This window comes from Rhodopseudomonas pseudopalustris, from assembly GCF_900110435.1.
Lineage (GTDB): Bacteria > Pseudomonadota > Alphaproteobacteria > Rhizobiales > Xanthobacteraceae > Rhodopseudomonas > Rhodopseudomonas pseudopalustris.
Window position 1 is genome coordinate 250,976 of sequence record NZ_FODT01000002.1, and the last position, 15,620, is coordinate 266,595.

Genomic DNA, 15,620 nt, shown 5'->3' on the forward strand with positions numbered 1-15,620 from the left:
AAAGTTGGCGGCCGGTAAGGGTTTCTTAACCGCCTTACTCGCAGCGGGACGTCGCCCATGACAACGGTTACCACCGGCCTCAATTCCTGCGCGCAATATGGCGCGGCCTATGCCCGCACGGCGGTGTCGCAGAATTCGCTGGCCGGCGTGCTGGCTTCGACCGGCGACGACCCGTTCACCTCGAATAATTCCGCGACCAATCTGACGCTGTCGGCAGCGGCGCGGGCGCAGCTCGCCAACGCCACCGCCGCGAAGGACTTCACCGCCGTCATCAGCGACAGCCGCGCCGCGCTCGACAAGCTTTACAAGGCGGCGGGCGTCACCGGCCCGTATGATGCGAGCGGCAAGCCGACGATCGATCCATCCTCGCTCGATCGCCGCGCGCTGTTCGCGGTGGCGTCGAACGCCGGCGGCAAGTTCACCGAGGCCGAGCAGACGCTCGCCGCGGTGACGCGGATCGCCGGTTTCAACGCGGCGCTGTCGCCGGCGGCGCAGACCGCGAAGCTGACCGACAACTACAATACGATCTACAAGGCGGCCGCGGACTATCTCGACGGCGCCTCGAGCGAGGAGAAGGCGACGTCGACCTGGCAGGCCGAGCGGGCGGCCATCGCCAAGGGCCTCACCGCGACGCAGAGCGATCCGACCAAGGCGCCCTCGGGCATCTCCGGTGATCCAGTCGCGTCCTATCTGGCGCAATATCCGTCGGGCAGCCCGACCAACACGCAGAGCTTCGCCAGCGTCGCCAACTCGGCGCGCGCCGCGCTCGACGATCAGGCCAAGCAGGCCGCCGCTGCCGGCAAAGAGCTGATCTACGACCCCGGCCGCAAGGTCGGGCAGATGGCCGATCTGTCGTCGCTCGACAACCGCTCGCTGTCGGCGATCTCGCTCAATCAGGATCAGCTGTTCTCCAAGGAAGAGACCTTCGCGGCCAAGCAAGAGCTCGACAGCCGCAATCGCGCCAGTATTCTCACGGCGCTGAAGCAAAGCCAGACCTCGGGCAATCCGGCCGATTTCAGCCTCGGGCTGCTCAATTCCTATTCGGCGATGAGCGCAGAGGAGCGCACCGCAGCGAACTGGACGCCGGCGTTCCGCGACAATGCGGTGCAGAGCTACAAGGCGACGACGACGCTGCTGTCGATGCTGAAGGGCGGCTGATCGGCGCTCAGATCGCCCCGCGCGCGGTCGCGGTCGACGAATACAGCCCGCCGAGCCCCGGCATCCAGCCCGCGCGCCTCATTGAGCAGCAGCACCACCAGCCCGGCGTTGCGCCCGCCCTTTTCATCGCGCTCGCGCAGGCTGCGTGCAACTCGCAGGCGCAAACAGAAGAACCCCGCCCGGGCGGGGGGCGGGGCGGGGTTCTCTGATCCAGTCGCAGCGTTCGCGCCCGGATCTCGTTCCGGCGACTTCTTCGTCCACCTGAACGATCTCGAACTGCGGTGCTCCGGCGAGCGCCCTCGTTGGGCCAGTTGTCCGCAGCAGTCACCGAAGCAATGCCCGCCGCGGCGTGATGTTCCTGAGAAAGCTGCATGCGCGCGCGATTTTGTGCGGAGTGGAACTCAGGCGACCTGATCGGCGTCGTCAGGCGCCAGTATCCATGACCCCACCCGCCCGCTACAAATCCGTTTGCGATTCGATCTCGATATCCCTCAGCCGGAGCCAACTGCCATGACAATCACCGCTGCCCACATTCCCGCCATCGTCGCGCTGATCGCCGGTATCCTGATTCTGATCATGCCGCGTCTGCTCAACATCGTGGTGGCGATCTACCTGATCTGCATCGGACTGATCGGTCTCGGCGTGCTTCGCTTCTTGCACCTTTAGTCGGCAGAGGGCCGGCCAGCTTGCTTGCAACGGCCAAAACGTGGTGTATAGCGCCGAAATCTTTCCCCCTCTTGCGGACCGTTGAGAGCCATGGCCAAAGCCGCTTCCAAGACCAAGAAGACCCTCAAATCTTCAGCCTTAAAGTCTTCGGCATCCAAGTCTTCGGCATCTAAGTCTTCGGCACCAAAATCTTCGGCGTCCAAATCTTCGGCGTCAAAGTCTCAGGCGTCCAAGTCTTCGGCGTCCAAGTCTTCGGCGCCGAAGTCCTCGGCGCCCGCGCGTGGCAAGACCGCTGCGCCGAGCGCCCGCAAGGCGCTGACGAAGACTCCGCCGAAGCAGGCTCCGAAGGCCGCCAAGAAGGCTGTTAGCAAGCCGGTCGCCAAGCCGGTCGCCAAGTCGGTGGCAAAGCCGTCCGCGAAGAGCGTCGCCAAGAGCAAGCCGGTGGCGAAGGCCGCCAGCAGCAAGACCGCGGCGAAGGCAGTCAGCGCGCCGAAGGCCGGCAAGTGGGTCTACACCTTCGGTGACGGCAAGGCCGATGGCAAGGCGAGTATGCGCGACCTGCTCGGCGGCAAGGGCGCCAACCTCGCCGAGATGGCCAATCTCGGCCTGCCGGTGCCCCCGGGCTTCACCATTCCGACCTCGGTCTGCACCTACTTCTACGCCAACGACAAAACCTATCCGAAGGAGCTGAAGGCGCAGGTCGAGCGTTCGCTGGAATATGTCGGCAAGCTGACCGGCAAGCGCTTCGGCGATCCGAAGAATCCGTTGCTGGTTTCGGTCCGATCCGGCGGCCGTGCGTCGATGCCGGGCATGATGGACACCGTGCTCAACCTCGGGCTCAACGATGAGACCGTCGAGGCCGTGGCGCTGATGTCCGGCGATCGCCGCTTCGCCTATGACAGCTATCGCCGCTTCATCACGATGTATTCCGACGTGGTGCTCGGGCTCGAGCATCATCATTTCGAGGAAATCCTCGATAGCTACAAGGACAGCAAGGGCTACACGCTCGACACCGACCTCACTGGCGACGACTGGGTCCTGCTGGTCGGCCAGTACAAGGACGCCGTCGCGCGCGAGATCGGTCAGGACTTCCCGCAGGATCCGAACGATCAGCTGTGGGGTGCGATCGGCGCGGTGTTCTCGTCCTGGATGAATGCGCGCGCGGTGACCTATCGCCGTCTGCACGACATTCCGGAATCCTGGGGCACCGCCGTCAACGTGCAGGCGATGGTGTTCGGCAACATGGGCGAGACCTCGGCCACCGGCGTCGCCTTCACCCGCAATCCGTCGACCGGCGAGAGCCGGCTGTACGGCGAGTTCCTGATCAATGCGCAAGGCGAGGACGTCGTCGCCGGCATCCGCACCCCGCAGGACATCACCGAGTACGCGCGCCTCGAATCCGGCTCCGACAAGCCGTCGATGGAAGTCGCGATGCCCGACGCCTTCCAGGAACTGACGCGGATCTACACCCTGCTGGAAAAGCACTACCGCGACATGCAGGACATGGAATTCACCGTCGAGCAGGGCAAGCTGTGGATGCTGCAGACCCGCGGCGGCAAGCGCACCGCCAAGGCGGCGTTGCGGATCGCGGTCGAACTCGCGCATGAAGGCCTGATCAGCAAGATCGACGCTGTGGCCCGTATCGAGCCGAGTTCGCTCGACCAGCTGCTGCATCCGACGATCGATCCGCACGCCAAACGCGACGTCATCGCGACCGGCCTGCCGGCGTCGCCGGGCGCCGCTTCGGGCGAGATCGTGTTCTCCTCGGACGAAGCCGCCAAGCTCCAGGCCGACGGACGCAAAGTCATTCTGGTCCGGATCGAGACCAGCCCCGAAGACATTCACGGGATGCACGCCTCTGAAGGCATTCTCACCACCCGCGGCGGCATGACCTCGCACGCCGCGGTGGTCGCGCGCGGCATGGGCAAGCCCTGCGTGTCCGGCTGCGGCGCGATCCGCGTCGATTATGGCCGCGGCACGATGACGATCGGCGCGCGCACCTTCAAGACCGGCGACATCATCACCATCGACGGCTCGATCGGCCAGGTGCTGGCCGGCCGGATGCCGATGATCGAGCCCGAATTGTCGGGCGATTTCACCACGCTGATGGGCTGGGCCGATCAGGTCCGCAAGCTCAAGGTCCGCGTCAACGCCGACACCCCGGTCGATGCGCGCACCGCGATCAAGTTCGGCGCCGAAGGCATCGGTCTGTGCCGCACCGAGCACATGTTCTTCGAGGAGACCCGCATCCGCACCGTGCGCGAGATGATCCTCGCCGAGGACGAGCAGTCGCGCCGCGCGGCGCTGGCCAAGCTGCTGCCGATGCAGCGCGCCGACTTCGTCGAGCTGTTCGAGATCATGAAGGGCCTGCCGGTCACGATCCGGCTGCTCGATCCGCCGCTGCACGAGTTCCTGCCGCACAGCCACGCCGAAGTCGAGGAAGTCGCGCGTGCGATGAACGCAGATCCGCGACGGCTCGCCGATCGCGCCCGCGATCTCGCCGAGTTCAATCCGATGCTCGGCTTCCGCGGTTGCCGTCTGGCGATCGCCTATCCGGAGATCGCCGAGATGCAGGCCCGCGCCATCTTCGAGGCCGCGGTCGAGGCCGAGAAGCGCACCGGCGAAGCGGTCGGGCTCGAAGTGATGGTGCCGCTGATCGCGACCCGTGCGGAGTTCGACCTGGTCAAGGCCCGGATCGACGCCACCGCGCATGCGGTGTCGCGCGAGACCGGAGCCCAACTCAAGTACCAGGTCGGCACCATGATCGAGCTGCCGCGCGCCTGCCTGATGGCTGGCGACGTCGCCGAGACCGCCGAGTTCTTCTCGTTCGGCACCAACGACCTGACCCAGACCACCTACGGCATCAGCCGTGACGACGCCGCGAGCTTCCTCGGCACCTATATCGAGAAGGGCATCTTCGCGGTCGATCCGTTCGTGTCGGTGGACCGCGACGGCGTCGGCGAACTGGTGAAGATCGGCGTCGAGCGCGGCCGCAAGACCCGGCCGGACCTCAAGGTCGGCATCTGCGGCGAGCACGGCGGCGATCCCGCCTCGGTCGCCTTCTGCCACGAGGTCGGTCTCAACTACGTGTCGTGCTCGCCCTATCGCGTGCCGATCGCGCGGCTGGCGGCGGCGCAGGCCGCGCTCGGCAAGGCGGCTGCCGGCCAGGCCTGAGCGTCTCGCGCGAGCGATCCTGATAACTGATTGCAATGGCCGGGCAAGTCCCGGCCATTTGCTTGCGTGGTGATTGCTCGCACGTGCGGGCAGTCGACGCTTGTAGGCGACGCTTGTGGATCGAATGGCGTGTGTGTGTCGGCCGAGCGGGAACCGAGTCGCGCGCGTGATAATTGAGAGGTTCCGTCGACGTCGTGCCTTGACGCAATCTTAACCACTACAATGAAGTTGCGGTTTACCAAGGCTCGCGGAAGTTCTGCGAACTAATCGCTTGTTGTTGCGTGTGGCGCTGCTGCATCGGCGATTAACGCACAAGCAACTTTAATCGAATAACAACAGAGAAGATCAACTTGTTCGAAACGACAGGTTGGTTCCAGTAAGCGTTGCGTGAGCGTATCGATGTCAGTCATGCGTAACCGGCCGAAGGGCGCACGGATTGCGTCCTTCGGTCTCGGGCTCTGCGTGTTCGCGGTGTTCCCGACCGAAATCGGCTATCAGGATATCGCCTCGCTGCTGGTTCGCCAGCCGGGCGTCACCGAGCGTTGGCAGAAGCGGATGTTCGCCTCGTCGTTCGGCTCGATCCAGGTCGCGACCTTTTCGTTCGGCCGTCCGATCGGCACCTGGGCGCCGCAGGGCGCCGACTCTCGTCTCGCCAGCCTCGACGGCAAGCTCGGTCTGGTCGGCGCGCTGACCCGCAATCCGCTGGCGCAGCCGCCGTCGCGCTATCAGGCGTCCGATTTTCCCGCCGTCGATCGCACGCTGAAGGGCGATCGTCTCGCGATCTTCAAGCCGGGGACTGCGACGCCGGATGACGCCGCGCCATCGGCGAGCGACGATCCGAACGCGCCGAACGTCGCCGGCGCCAAAACCGCCGAACTGGTGCCCACCGACAATGCGCCGCTCGATCCGGAACTCGCAGAAGCGCTGAAGTCCGAGCCTTTGCCGCAATACGACGCTGCGCATGCGCTCGAGGCGGACGCGCTGCATGTCGCGCTGCATCCCAAGTCGACTGATCATGCCGAGACGGCCGCCGCGCCGCCTCGCGATCCGTTCACCTTCAAGACGTCGAGCCTTTTCTTCGGCACCGGCTCGCTCGGCGGCCCCGAGGAATCGCTCGAACAGTGGCAACCTGGCGAAGAGCCGATGATCGTCACGCCGCACGGCGCCGATCCGGAGATGAAGTCGCCGCTGCTGTCGGCGACCGCGGTCGATCCGGAAGCGGCCGGCCTATCCGTCGCCGGCAAGGGCGAGGTCAACGCCGATCATCACGCCAAGACGCCCGCCGAGCGGCTCGGCCTGTTCGACGCGAAGCTGCGCGCCAAGCACGAGAAATGCCTTGCCGAGGCGGTGTATTTCGAATCGCGCGGCGAGAAGGTGCGCGGCCAGATCGCGGTCGCGCAGGTCGTGCTCAACCGCGCCTTCTCGGGCTTCTACCCGAACAATGTCTGCGGCGTGGTGTACCAGAACAAGCACAGGCGGCTCGCCTGCCAATTCACCTTCGCCTGCGACCGCGTCGCCGACGTCGTCCGCGAGCCGGAAATGTGGGATCGCGCCCGCAAGATCGCCAAGGCGAGCCTCGACGGCAAGCTGTGGCTGCCGGAAGTCGCCAAGTCGACGCACTATCATGCCTATTGGGTGCGGCCGTCCTGGGTGCACGAGATGAAGAAGATGTATCGCACCGGCGTGCACACCTTCTACCGACCGCGCAACTGGGGCGACGGCAGCGAAGCGCCGAGCTGGGGCGACGCGTCGGAAACCGCAGCCATCAGCGCCCAACTCGCCGAAGCGGCGAAGAGCTCGGCCGAGATCAACGCGAAGAATTGAGTTGCTGGCTGACAAGCATTGAGCCTGCGCCACCGGCAGCGCGCTCCCTCTCCCGCTTGCGGGAGAGGGTTGGGGTGAGGGCGACGCAAGCACTGACTCGGCAAGCGCGTAGCGGAGTGCCCTCACCCGGATCGCTGCGCGATCCGACCTCTCCCGCAAGCGGGAGAGGTTGCGCGGTGCTACGCGGCGCCCCGGAATGAAGGAGAGGGCGTCGTGAACTACGCGTCGATATCCAGCGCGATGTCGAAATTCGGCGCCGAATGCGTCAGCGCGCCGGCGGATGCGTAGTCGACGCCGGTCTCGGCGATGGCGCGGATCGAGTCGCGGGTGACGCCGCCGGAGGCTTCCAGCACGACGCGGCCTTGCGCCATGGACACGGCGCGCTTCAGCGTGGCGATGTCCATGTTGTCGAGCAGCACGACGTCGGCCATGCCGGTGTCGAGTACGTCCTGAAGCTGGTCCAGCGTGTCGACCTCGATCTCGATCTTGACCAGATGGCCGATCTTCGCCCGCGCGCGCTCCAGCACCGGGCGGATGCCGCCGGCGACCGCGATGTGGTTGTCCTTGATCAGGATGGCGTCGTCGAGCCCGAAGCGGTGGTTGAAGCCGCCGCCGCAGCGCACCGCGTATTTCTCCAGCGCACGAAGCCCGGGGGTGGTCTTGCGGGTGCAGCAGATCCGCAGCTTGCTGCCGGCGGTGTGGCGGACGTAGTCCGAGGTGAGCGTGGCGATGCCCGACAGCCGGCCGACGAAATTCAGCGCGGTCCGCTCGCCGGACAGCACCGCCCGCGCCGGGCCGGACATCGTCAGCACATGGATGCCGGCGGCGACCGCGTCGCCGTCGCGGACATGGGCGGCGATGTGGATGTCGGGCGACAGCCGCCGAAACGCCTCGACCGCCAGCGGCAGCCCGGCGATCACGCCCGACTGCCGCGCCACCATGATGGCGTGCGCTTGGGTCGTCTCCGGAATCGTCGCGATCGACGTCACGTCGCCGGCGCGGCCGAGATCCTCGTCGAGCGCGCGGTGCACGGCCTGTTCGATCGCCAAATGGGACAGGAATGCATCGGGATGCAGCAAAGTCGTCGGATTCATCGGGCTGTTCCTGAGCAGAGAATGGGAATGGATCAGGCGAGGGCGGTGTGGGTGTGCAACGGCCTGATCGTCGCGCCGCCGCCGGCCAGCGCGCCTGCGCGTTCGCGGGCCTGCGCGAGCGTGGTCATGCTGCGCTCGGCGAGCGTTGGATTCTCCGCCGGATAGTCGGAGCGATAATGCGCGCCGCGGCTCTCGGTCCGCGCAAGCGCGGCGGTCGCGACCAGCAGCGCCGCCGTCGCCATGTTGGCGAGCGCGGTCGAGGTCGCATCGGCTTCCAGCGCCGCGAAGGCGCGCACCGCTTCGGTGAGGCCGTCGCGGTCGCGGATCACGCCGACCTTGGCCGACATCATCGCACGCAAGTCCCGCTCCTGCGCCGGGTCGAGCGCCGCATCGCGCATCCGCGCCGCCGGATCGAACCGGCCGGTCGCCGCACGCAGCTCCGCGCCGCCGATGTCTTCGGCGATCCGCGCTGCATAGACCACGGCTTCGAGCAGCGAGTTCGAGGCGAGCCGGTTGGCGCCATGGGCGCCGGTGCAGGACACTTCGCCGGCCGCCCACAGGCCGTTCAGCGAGGTTCTGCCGCGCGCATCCACCGCGACGCCGCCCATGTGATAATGCGCCGCCGGGGCGATCGGGATCGGCTGCGTCGCCGGATCGATGCCGGCGGAGATGCAGCTCTCATAGACGGTCGGGAATTCCTTGGCGAAATGCGCGCCGAGCGCGGTCGTCGCGTCGAGGAATGCGCCGCGTCCGGAAGCGACCTCGGCGAACACGCCGCGGGCGACGATGTCGCGCGGCGCCAGTTCGGCGAGCGGATTCAGCGCCAGCATGAAGCGCTCGCCGCGGCCGTTGATCAACGTCGCGCCTTCGCCGCGCAGCGCCTCGGTGGCGAGCGGCGCCGGATCGCGGCCGACCATGATCGCGGTCGGGTGAAACTGCACGAACTCCGGATCGGCGATCACGGCGCCGGCGCGGGCGGCGATCGCCAGGCCCTGGCCGGAGGCTTCCGGCGGATTGGTCGTCACCGCATACAAATGCCCGATGCCGCCGGTGGCGAGCACCACGGCGCGCGCCGGGATCGTCACCGGCGCGGTGAGGACGTGACCGGCCTTGCGCAATTGCAGCCCGGCGACGGCGTCGCCGTCGGTCAGCAGAGCTTCGGCGAACCAGCCTTCGATCACGCGGATCGACGGCGTCGCGCGCACCGCCTCGGTCAGCGCGGTGATGATCGCCTTGCCGGCCATGTCGCCGCGCACATGCACGATGCGCCGCGCCGAATGCGCCGCCTCGCGCGCCACCGCCAGCCGGCCTTCGAGGTCGCGATCGAACGGCACGCCATATTCCAGCAGATCATGGATGCGCGCCGAGGCTTCCTGTGCGAGCCCGAGCGCGATCGCCTCGTCGACCAGCCCGGCGCCGACCGCGATGGTGTCGGCAGCATGGGATTCCGCGGTGTCGCCTTCGCCGACCGCGGCGGCGATGCCGCCCTGCGCCCACGCCGTCGAGGCGCCTTGGCCGAGCGGCGCCGCGCTGATCACCGTCACCGGCCGCGGCGCCAGCTTGAGCGCGCAGAACAGCCCTGCGAGGCCACCGCCGACGATGACGATGTCGCCATGGGCGCCGAGCGATCCGATTTCAGTTGTGGTGCTCATGCGGCGGTCCAACTCTGAGGCGATGCCCGCGAACGCCGATGACCCGCGAACGCCTGTGACAGATGCGGGGGCGGCCGGGCGGGCCGCCGCCGATCGAGCCGCGACCTGCGGCTCAGTTCTTCAGATTGATCATCCGCTCCACCGAGCGTCGCGCCGGCGCGATGATGGCCGGATCGACCGTGACGTCCTCACGCAGATACACCAGGCTGTCGAGGATCTTCGCCAGCGTGATCCGCTTCATGTGCGGGCACAGGTTGCACGGCCGGACCATTTCGACGTCGGGCAGCTCGGCCTGGACGTTGTCGGCCATCGAGCATTCGGTGATCATCACCACCCGCTTCGGGTGCTTGTTGCGCACCCAGTTGATCATGTGCGCGGTCGAGCCGGTGAAGTCGGCTTCGGCCAGCACGTCCGGCGGGCATTCCGGATGGGCGATGATCTGCACGCTCGGGTCGGCCTCGCGATAGCTGCGCAGCTCGTCGCCGGTGAAGCGCTCGTGCACTTCGCACGCGCCCTTCCAGGCGATGATCTTCACCGTGGTCTGCGACGCCACGTACTTCGCCAGATACTGATCCGGCACGAAGATCACCCGGTCGACGCCGAGGCTCTCCACCACCTGCACCGCATTCGACGAGGTGCAGCAGATGTCGACCTCCGCCTTCACGTCGGCCGAAGTGTTGACGTAAGCCACCACCGGCACGCCGGGGAAGCGTTCGCGCAACAGACGGACGTCGGCGCCGGTGATGCTGGAGGCGAGTGAGCAGCCGGCGCGCGAATCCGGGATCAGCACGCGCTTCTCCGGATTGAGGATCTTCGAGGTCTCCGCCATGAAGTGCACGCCGCATTGCACGATCGTCGACGCTTTCACTTTCGTCGCCTCGATCGCGAGCTGCAGCGAGTCGCCGACGATGTCGGCGACGCAATGGAAGATCTCCGGCGTCTGGTAATTGTGCGCCAGGATCACCGCGTCGCGCTGAATCTTCAGCTCGTTGATCGCCTTGATGTAGGGCGCCATGAACGGCCATTCGACCGGCGGAATCACCTTCTGCACGCGCGCATACAGCGGCGCGGTCGCGCGCTCGACCTCCGGGGTCCATTCCAGCGACGGCATCGGCAAAGCGCGCGCCTTTTCGGCGGCGCTCAGCGGCGCGCGGGCGAGGGGGGACGACCGTCCGTGTGCCGGCTGGCCGAAGTGCTCCGGGCCATAGAGTTCAGCAAGCGGCATCATGGCCTCCTGTACGCACCAAATATACTCATTGTGAGCATATGTTGGGTTAGAGAAATCCGGCCACTCAGGGCCGGCGGTATTAACCAACTGCTACGTCTGGGCTTCCCGATCCAGCGCAGATGCTGCGCCGGTTTCGGGACATATGAGAATACTTATCCTCATAACGAGCAAATCTAATATAGCATGTGAGGTTGGGTTCCGCCAGAGGTCGATTTGGCTAAATCGTCACGGCAGATCACTGGAATTGCATCGCTGCAGCGCAACGTGATCTTTACAGGCGGGCCGCTGTTTCTCTAACTCAACTCGGCATCGGCAAGCACAAAACAAGGGGAGCGGAATGGCGACGTTCAGGGCGATCAGGATCGAGAAGGCCGAGAAGGGCACCACTGCGGCGCTGACCCAGTTCGACGATTCCGAGCTGATGGACGGCGACGTCACCGTCGCGGTCGAATGGTCGACGCTCAACTACAAAGACGGCCTGGCGCTCACCGGCAAGGCGCCGGTGGTGCGGCGGTTTCCGATGATCGCCGGCATCGACTTCGCCGGCACTGTTCTGGAGTCGTCGCATCCCGACTGGAAATCTGGGGACAAGGTCGTCTGCAACGGCTGGGGCATGGGCGAGACCCATCTCGGCGCCCTTGCCGAGAAGGCCCGCGTCAAGGGCGATTGGCTGGTCCGGCTGCCGGACGGCGTATCGGCGCGCGACGCGATGGCGATCGGCACCGCCGGCTACACCGCGATGCTCAGCGTGCTGGCGCTCGAAAAGCACGGCCTGACGCCGAAGGACGGCCCGGTCGTCGTGACCGGCGCCGCAGGCGGCGTCGGCTCGGTGGCGATCGCGCTTTTGTCCAAGCTCGGCTTTCACGTCATCGCCTCGACCGGCCGGGTCTCCGAGGAGCCCTATCTGCGCGACCTCGGCGCTGCCGAGATCATCGACCGCAATGAGCTGTCGGGTCCGGCCAAGCCGCTGGCGAAGGAGCGCTGGGCTGGCGGCATCGACAGCGTCGGCTCGACCACGCTGGCCAATCTGCTGTCGATGACCAAATATCGCGGCGCGATCGCCGCCTGCGGCCTCGCCGCCGGGATGGATCTGCCGGGCTCGGTCGCGCCCTTCATTTTGCGCGGGGTGTGTCTTTACGGCATCGATTCGGTGATGTGCCCGCTGCCGAACCGCAAACAGGCCTGGTCGCGGCTCGCGAGCGATCTGGATCGCGCCAAACTGGCCGAAATCACCCAGGAAATCGGCCTCGACGACGTCATCGACGCCGGCGCCCGGGTGCTGGCCGGTCAAGTCCGCGGTCGAATCGTGGTGAAAATTGCGTAGCTGTTCAGACTTTACCAACCAAGCTGCGCCAATGTTGCCGCAGTTTGTATGGTAAGGAGCGGGTTAACGGATAAGACCCGCGCCAGTAGGAGTTCAGGCATGTTTGCGCGTTTCGTCTACGGAGCCCTGATGGCCGGTGCGGCGGTCCTGCCGGCGGTGGCAGGGTCGATGAACGCAGACGAGGCGCGCAAATTCGTCGCCGGTAAGGTGTTCGCCTTCACCTGCTTCGACGGCACCAAGGGCGCAGGCCGGGTGTTCGACGATGGCGGCGCTGCGGGCGCTGTGCAGTTCTCGGGCTCCGGTCCGAACCGGTTCATGCGGCTTCCGGGCAATACGCTGCAGGTGCGCGGCCAGTCGATCTGCGCGTCGATCAAGGGCATCCCGTTCGATCCCTGCTTCAATCTCGACAAGACCAGCGAGCGCAGCTTCCGCGGCTCGGTGTCCGGCATGGGATTCGCTTATTGCGACTTCCGCCATCATGGCGCTGGCCAGATGATGATGGCGCGCGCGCTGTCGCGCTCGCAGCCCCGCTCGTTGCAGGCCCCGGGCACTCGCCAGGCCGATGCCTCGCGCCACACCGAGGTGACGTCCCGCGTGCCGACGCCGCGCGTCGAAGCGGCCCGGCTCGATCCGCCGAAGGTCGAGGCTTCAAAGGTCGAAGCCGCTTCCGAACTGCGCCGCTCGACCGACTGAGTTCACCTCAGCCTGTGACCGCCTGAACCCTCGCCTCACGGCGAGGGGGTCATCGTCGCGTCTTCGGCCGGCGTCGCCCGCGACCGAAACAGGATGCGCTGGTACAGCCAGCCGATCGCCACCAGCACCAGTCCCAGCCCCATGAATGACAACGCCCGGTACACGCCGGTCAGCGTCGACATGTCGATCACGAACGCCTTGACGATGGTCAGCCCGATCACCACGGCGGAGGCGAGTCGGGCGCGCTGCGAATTGAACAGGATGCCGGCGCCGAGCAGCAATACGCCGCAGCCGAGCCAGGCCAGCGAGTAGGTGTACTGCTCGGCGTCGCCGGTGACGCCGCGCCACAGCACCGGGCCATGATACAGCCTGCGGATCTCCAGCGTGACGTAGGCCAGCCCCATCACCAGCGCGAGACCTGCGAAGCTGTTGGCGTAGGCCGGCCGGCGCAGTCCCGCGACCGCGTAGGACAGCAGCAGCGCCAGCAGCGCCGGGGCCGCATAGCCGAGCAGCAAGGTGTTCAGCAGCAGGCCGCCGATGTCGGCCGACCACCACAGCATCGGGTTTTCGAACAGCAGCAGGCCGCCGACGCTGGCGAGTGCCGCGAACACGGCAAGCAGGATCGCCGCGACGTTGTGGACGATGCTGCGGCTGCGGACCCGCAGTCGCTCGAGGCCGATCGCCATCGCCAACGCGACGCAGACTTGCAGCGCGACCTCGGTCAGTCCGGCGCTGTCGCGATAGACGTCGCCGCCATTGACGGCGTGGCGGATCTGCAGAAACGCCAGCAGCACGGTGAACAGGATCGCTGCGGATTCCATCATCCGCAGCGGGACGTCGTCGCCGCGCCGGCGCATCCAGTGGCTGGCGGTCCAGAACGACAGCGCCGGCACGCCGTAGCCCCACAGCAGCCAGTTGAAGATCGGCGTGGCGCCGACCGCGTCGCCGACGATCCGCGGCTCCCAGCCGATCCGCAGCACGACGATGCCGGCGAGGATCGCGGCGAGCCAGCGCAGGAACGGGATCGGCCGTTGCAGCGAGATCCACGCGGTGCCCGCCGCCATCAGCGCCAGCGCGATCGTCAGCCAGCCCTTCTCGAGCGCGAAGGTCAGAGCCAGCGCCAGCGCGCCGAGCGTCCCGGTGGCGAACAGCGCGGTCGAGATCGCAAGCCCGGGTCTCGTCTCTCGCTTGCTCAGCGCTTCGGTCGCGGCGCCGAACGCGGCGGCGATTAGCACCGCGACAATCGCGAACGGGATCGAGCGGTCGAGATGCGCGATCCGCGCGTACAGCGCGATCAGCAGCGCCAGCGGCGTGAATACGCCTGCGGCGGCCCAGATCACCGGCACCACCGCGCTGACCGAACGGCCCTGCGCCAGCACGCCGGCGACGCCGAAGCCGATCGCGAAAACCGCCGCGGTGATCAGATGCGTGGTCACCGGGCCGGCGATCGGATCGGTGCCGATGCCGGGCAGCGGTCCGCCGGGCAGCGTCAGCAAGTCGGGCGCGCTGCGGATCACCCAGAGCAGGAACACCAGCGCGACCAGCCCGGCCGCCGCGCCGACCGCCGCGGTCGCCGCCGCGGCGCGCCACGCCACGATCAGCGTCGCCGCGACCAGCAGCGCGAACACGATCACGGCGCTGTCCGCATGAGCGCTGTCGACCACGATCAGCGCGGCCGCCAGCAGATAAGCGGCGAGCGAGCCGGACGACACCGGCTCGATCCGGCCATCCTCCAGTGACGGGCCGAACAGGAAGCCGCACACCACCAGCAGCGCGGCGAGCGCGAAGCCGGCGATGACATGGAAGGCATGCGGCGCGAGTGCGGCCAGTCCGTCTTCTAGGCCCGGCAGCGTCCACAGGAACGCCAGCACGATCGTGCTCACCGCGAGCCAGCGCCACAGCCGGATCCGGGCGAGGCCGAACGCCGCAGCGGTCACCACCGCGAGATAGATGTACAGCGCCCAGTAATCGGGCTTCTCCGACGACACCAGCACCGGCGTGACGAAGGCGGCGACGACGCCGAGCCCGGCCAGCGCCGGGCCGTGCAGCAGCGCCGCCGCCATGGTGCCGAGTGCGACCAGCCCGAGCAGGATGAACGCGCTGGCGGGCGCGAGGAAGTCGTACAGCGCGTAAGCCGCGTAGACGGTGGCGAACGCCACCGCGGTGCCGGCCGCGGTGAGGATCGCCGGAATGTTGGCGATCGGCAGCGCGGCGATCTGCGAGATGCTCTCCTTGCGCCGGGTCCATTCGCCGGCGCCGAGCAGCGCCAGTGCGAACAGGCCGCCGAGCAGCACGCGCACGCCGGGACCGAGCAGGCCTTGTTCGATCGAGTAGCGCACCATGAAGAAGCCGCCGAGCGCCAGCGTCAGGCCGCCGACCCACACCACCCAGCGGGTGCCGATGCGCTCTTCAAAGCCGGGCTTGGCGTGCGGAGGGCGCGGCGGCGATGCTGGCGGCGGAGGGGCGATCGGTTCATCCGCCGAAGCGATGCTGTCGGCGCTTGCGGACTCCGCAACCATGGCCTCGGACAAAGCGGGCTCAACGTCCTGCGGAAGCGGCGCTTCCGCGACGACACTTTCACTTGCTGCGGCCGTCGCCGGGCGCGTGCGACGAGCCAGCGGCTGGCCTGTTTCCAGCGCCGCGAGCCGGGCCTGCAATTCCTGGGAGCGATTGTTCGCCTTGCGCGCCAGCACCAGCGCCACAATGGCAATCACGAGCGTCAGTAGTTCGAACATGACATCTCCAGGCGACCGGCCCGGACGCGGGACGTTTCGCTTCCTATCACAACTTCAGCGCCGGCCGCTCCT

At 67.2% G+C, this 15,620-nt stretch carries 12 protein-coding genes; 6 read left to right on the forward strand and 6 right to left on the reverse strand.

What is annotated here, in order from left to right:
* Positions 1–57: 57 nt before the first annotated feature.
* On the forward strand, positions 58–1,158 hold the full coding sequence (locus BMY71_RS04530) for a hypothetical protein (protein WP_092682042.1): 1,101 nt from the start codon (positions 58–60) through the stop codon (positions 1,156–1,158).
* Here the strand turns inward: BMY71_RS04530 and BMY71_RS04535 are convergent.
* Positions 1,113–1,322, reverse strand: a complete 210-nt coding sequence (locus BMY71_RS04535; RefSeq protein ID WP_092682044.1) for a hypothetical protein — start codon at positions 1,320–1,322, stop codon at positions 1,113–1,115. The two genes, BMY71_RS04530 and BMY71_RS04535, sit on opposite strands and share 46 nt — an antisense overlap.
* Before the next feature lie 346 nt (positions 1,323–1,668).
* On the opposite strand from BMY71_RS04535, the gene BMY71_RS04540 reads away from it, so the two are divergent.
* Positions 1,669–1,824 (forward strand): DUF3096 domain-containing protein, encoded by a 156-nt coding sequence (locus tag BMY71_RS04540; RefSeq protein ID WP_011501645.1) that lies wholly within the window; start codon positions 1,669–1,671, stop codon positions 1,822–1,824.
* Positions 1,825–2,045: 221 nt separating this feature from the next.
* Here BMY71_RS04540 and BMY71_RS25180 read toward each other — a convergent pair whose 3' ends face one another.
* Positions 2,046–2,255: a hypothetical protein gene (locus BMY71_RS25180; RefSeq protein ID WP_244525975.1), complete on the reverse strand. Its 210-nt coding sequence runs from the start codon at positions 2,253–2,255 to the stop codon at positions 2,046–2,048.
* Positions 2,256–2,265: 10 nt separating this feature from the next.
* On the opposite strand from BMY71_RS25180, the gene ppdK reads away from it, so the two are divergent.
* Together ppdK and BMY71_RS04550 are read left to right on the forward strand one after the other, a co-directional pair.
* Complete coding sequence (gene ppdK, locus BMY71_RS04545) at positions 2,266–4,998, forward strand: pyruvate, phosphate dikinase (protein WP_244525976.1); 2,733 nt, start codon at positions 2,266–2,268, stop codon at positions 4,996–4,998.
* 399 nt (positions 4,999–5,397) lie between these two features.
* The gene (locus BMY71_RS04550; protein WP_092682048.1) at positions 5,398–6,822 is read left to right on the forward strand and encodes a cell wall hydrolase; all 1,425 of its coding nucleotides are present in this window, start codon (positions 5,398–5,400) and stop codon (positions 6,820–6,822) included.
* Between the two features lie 218 nt (positions 6,823–7,040).
* On the opposite strand, the gene nadC is transcribed toward BMY71_RS04550, so the two are convergent.
* The 3 genes from nadC to nadA all read right to left on the reverse strand — a co-directional run bounded on the left by nadC (position 7,041) and on the right by nadA (position 10,793).
* Positions 7,041–7,916, reverse strand: coding sequence for a carboxylating nicotinate-nucleotide diphosphorylase (gene nadC, locus BMY71_RS04555; protein ID WP_092682050.1), 876 nt, complete (start codon positions 7,914–7,916; stop codon positions 7,041–7,043).
* Positions 7,917–7,948: 32 nt separating this feature from the next.
* A complete protein-coding gene (locus BMY71_RS04560) occupies positions 7,949–9,568 on the reverse strand; it encodes an L-aspartate oxidase (protein ID WP_092682052.1) in 1,620 nt (539 codons plus the stop codon).
* 112 nt (positions 9,569–9,680) lie between these two features.
* On the reverse strand, positions 9,681–10,793 hold the full coding sequence (gene nadA, locus BMY71_RS04565; protein WP_092682457.1) for a quinolinate synthase NadA: 1,113 nt from the start codon (positions 10,791–10,793) through the stop codon (positions 9,681–9,683).
* Positions 10,794–11,133: 340 nt separating this feature from the next.
* Here nadA and acuI point away from each other — a divergent pair, with 340 nt between their 5' ends.
* Positions 11,134–12,120, forward strand: a complete 987-nt coding sequence (gene acuI / locus BMY71_RS04570; RefSeq protein WP_092682054.1) for an acrylyl-CoA reductase (NADPH) — start codon at positions 11,134–11,136, stop codon at positions 12,118–12,120.
* 99 nt (positions 12,121–12,219) lie between these two features.
* A complete protein-coding gene (locus BMY71_RS04575; RefSeq protein WP_092682056.1) occupies positions 12,220–12,813 on the forward strand; it encodes a hypothetical protein in 594 nt (197 codons plus the stop codon).
* Positions 12,814–12,848: 35 nt separating this feature from the next.
* On the opposite strand, the gene BMY71_RS04580 is transcribed toward BMY71_RS04575, so the two are convergent.
* Positions 12,849–15,548: a DUF2339 domain-containing protein gene (locus BMY71_RS04580; protein WP_092682058.1), complete on the reverse strand. Its 2,700-nt coding sequence runs from the start codon at positions 15,546–15,548 to the stop codon at positions 12,849–12,851.
* Positions 15,549–15,620: the final 72 nt, after the last annotated feature.

What these genes read in the sequence shown, in the direction of transcription:
- nadA (WP_092682457.1), bottom strand. Translation starts at nt 10,793, where the DNA reads ATGCCGCTTGCTGAACTCTATGGCCCGGAGCACTTCGGCCAGCCGGCA.
- BMY71_RS04530 (WP_092682042.1), top strand. Translation starts at nt 58, where the DNA reads ATGACAACGGTTACCACCGGCCTCAATTCCTGCGCGCAATATGGCGCG.
- BMY71_RS04540 (WP_011501645.1), top strand. Translation starts at nt 1,669, where the DNA reads ATGACAATCACCGCTGCCCACATTCCCGCCATCGTCGCGCTGATCGCC.
- BMY71_RS04580 (WP_092682058.1), bottom strand. Translation starts at nt 15,548, where the DNA reads ATGTTCGAACTACTGACGCTCGTGATTGCCATTGTGGCGCTGGTGCTG.
- acuI (WP_092682054.1), top strand. Translation starts at nt 11,134, where the DNA reads ATGGCGACGTTCAGGGCGATCAGGATCGAGAAGGCCGAGAAGGGCACC.
- nadC (WP_092682050.1), bottom strand. Translation starts at nt 7,916, where the DNA reads ATGAATCCGACGACTTTGCTGCATCCCGATGCATTCCTGTCCCATTTG.
- BMY71_RS04575 (WP_092682056.1), top strand. Translation starts at nt 12,220, where the DNA reads ATGTTTGCGCGTTTCGTCTACGGAGCCCTGATGGCCGGTGCGGCGGTC.
- BMY71_RS04550 (WP_092682048.1), top strand. Translation starts at nt 5,398, where the DNA reads ATGTCAGTCATGCGTAACCGGCCGAAGGGCGCACGGATTGCGTCCTTC.
- BMY71_RS04560 (WP_092682052.1), bottom strand. Translation starts at nt 9,568, where the DNA reads ATGAGCACCACAACTGAAATCGGATCGCTCGGCGCCCATGGCGACATC.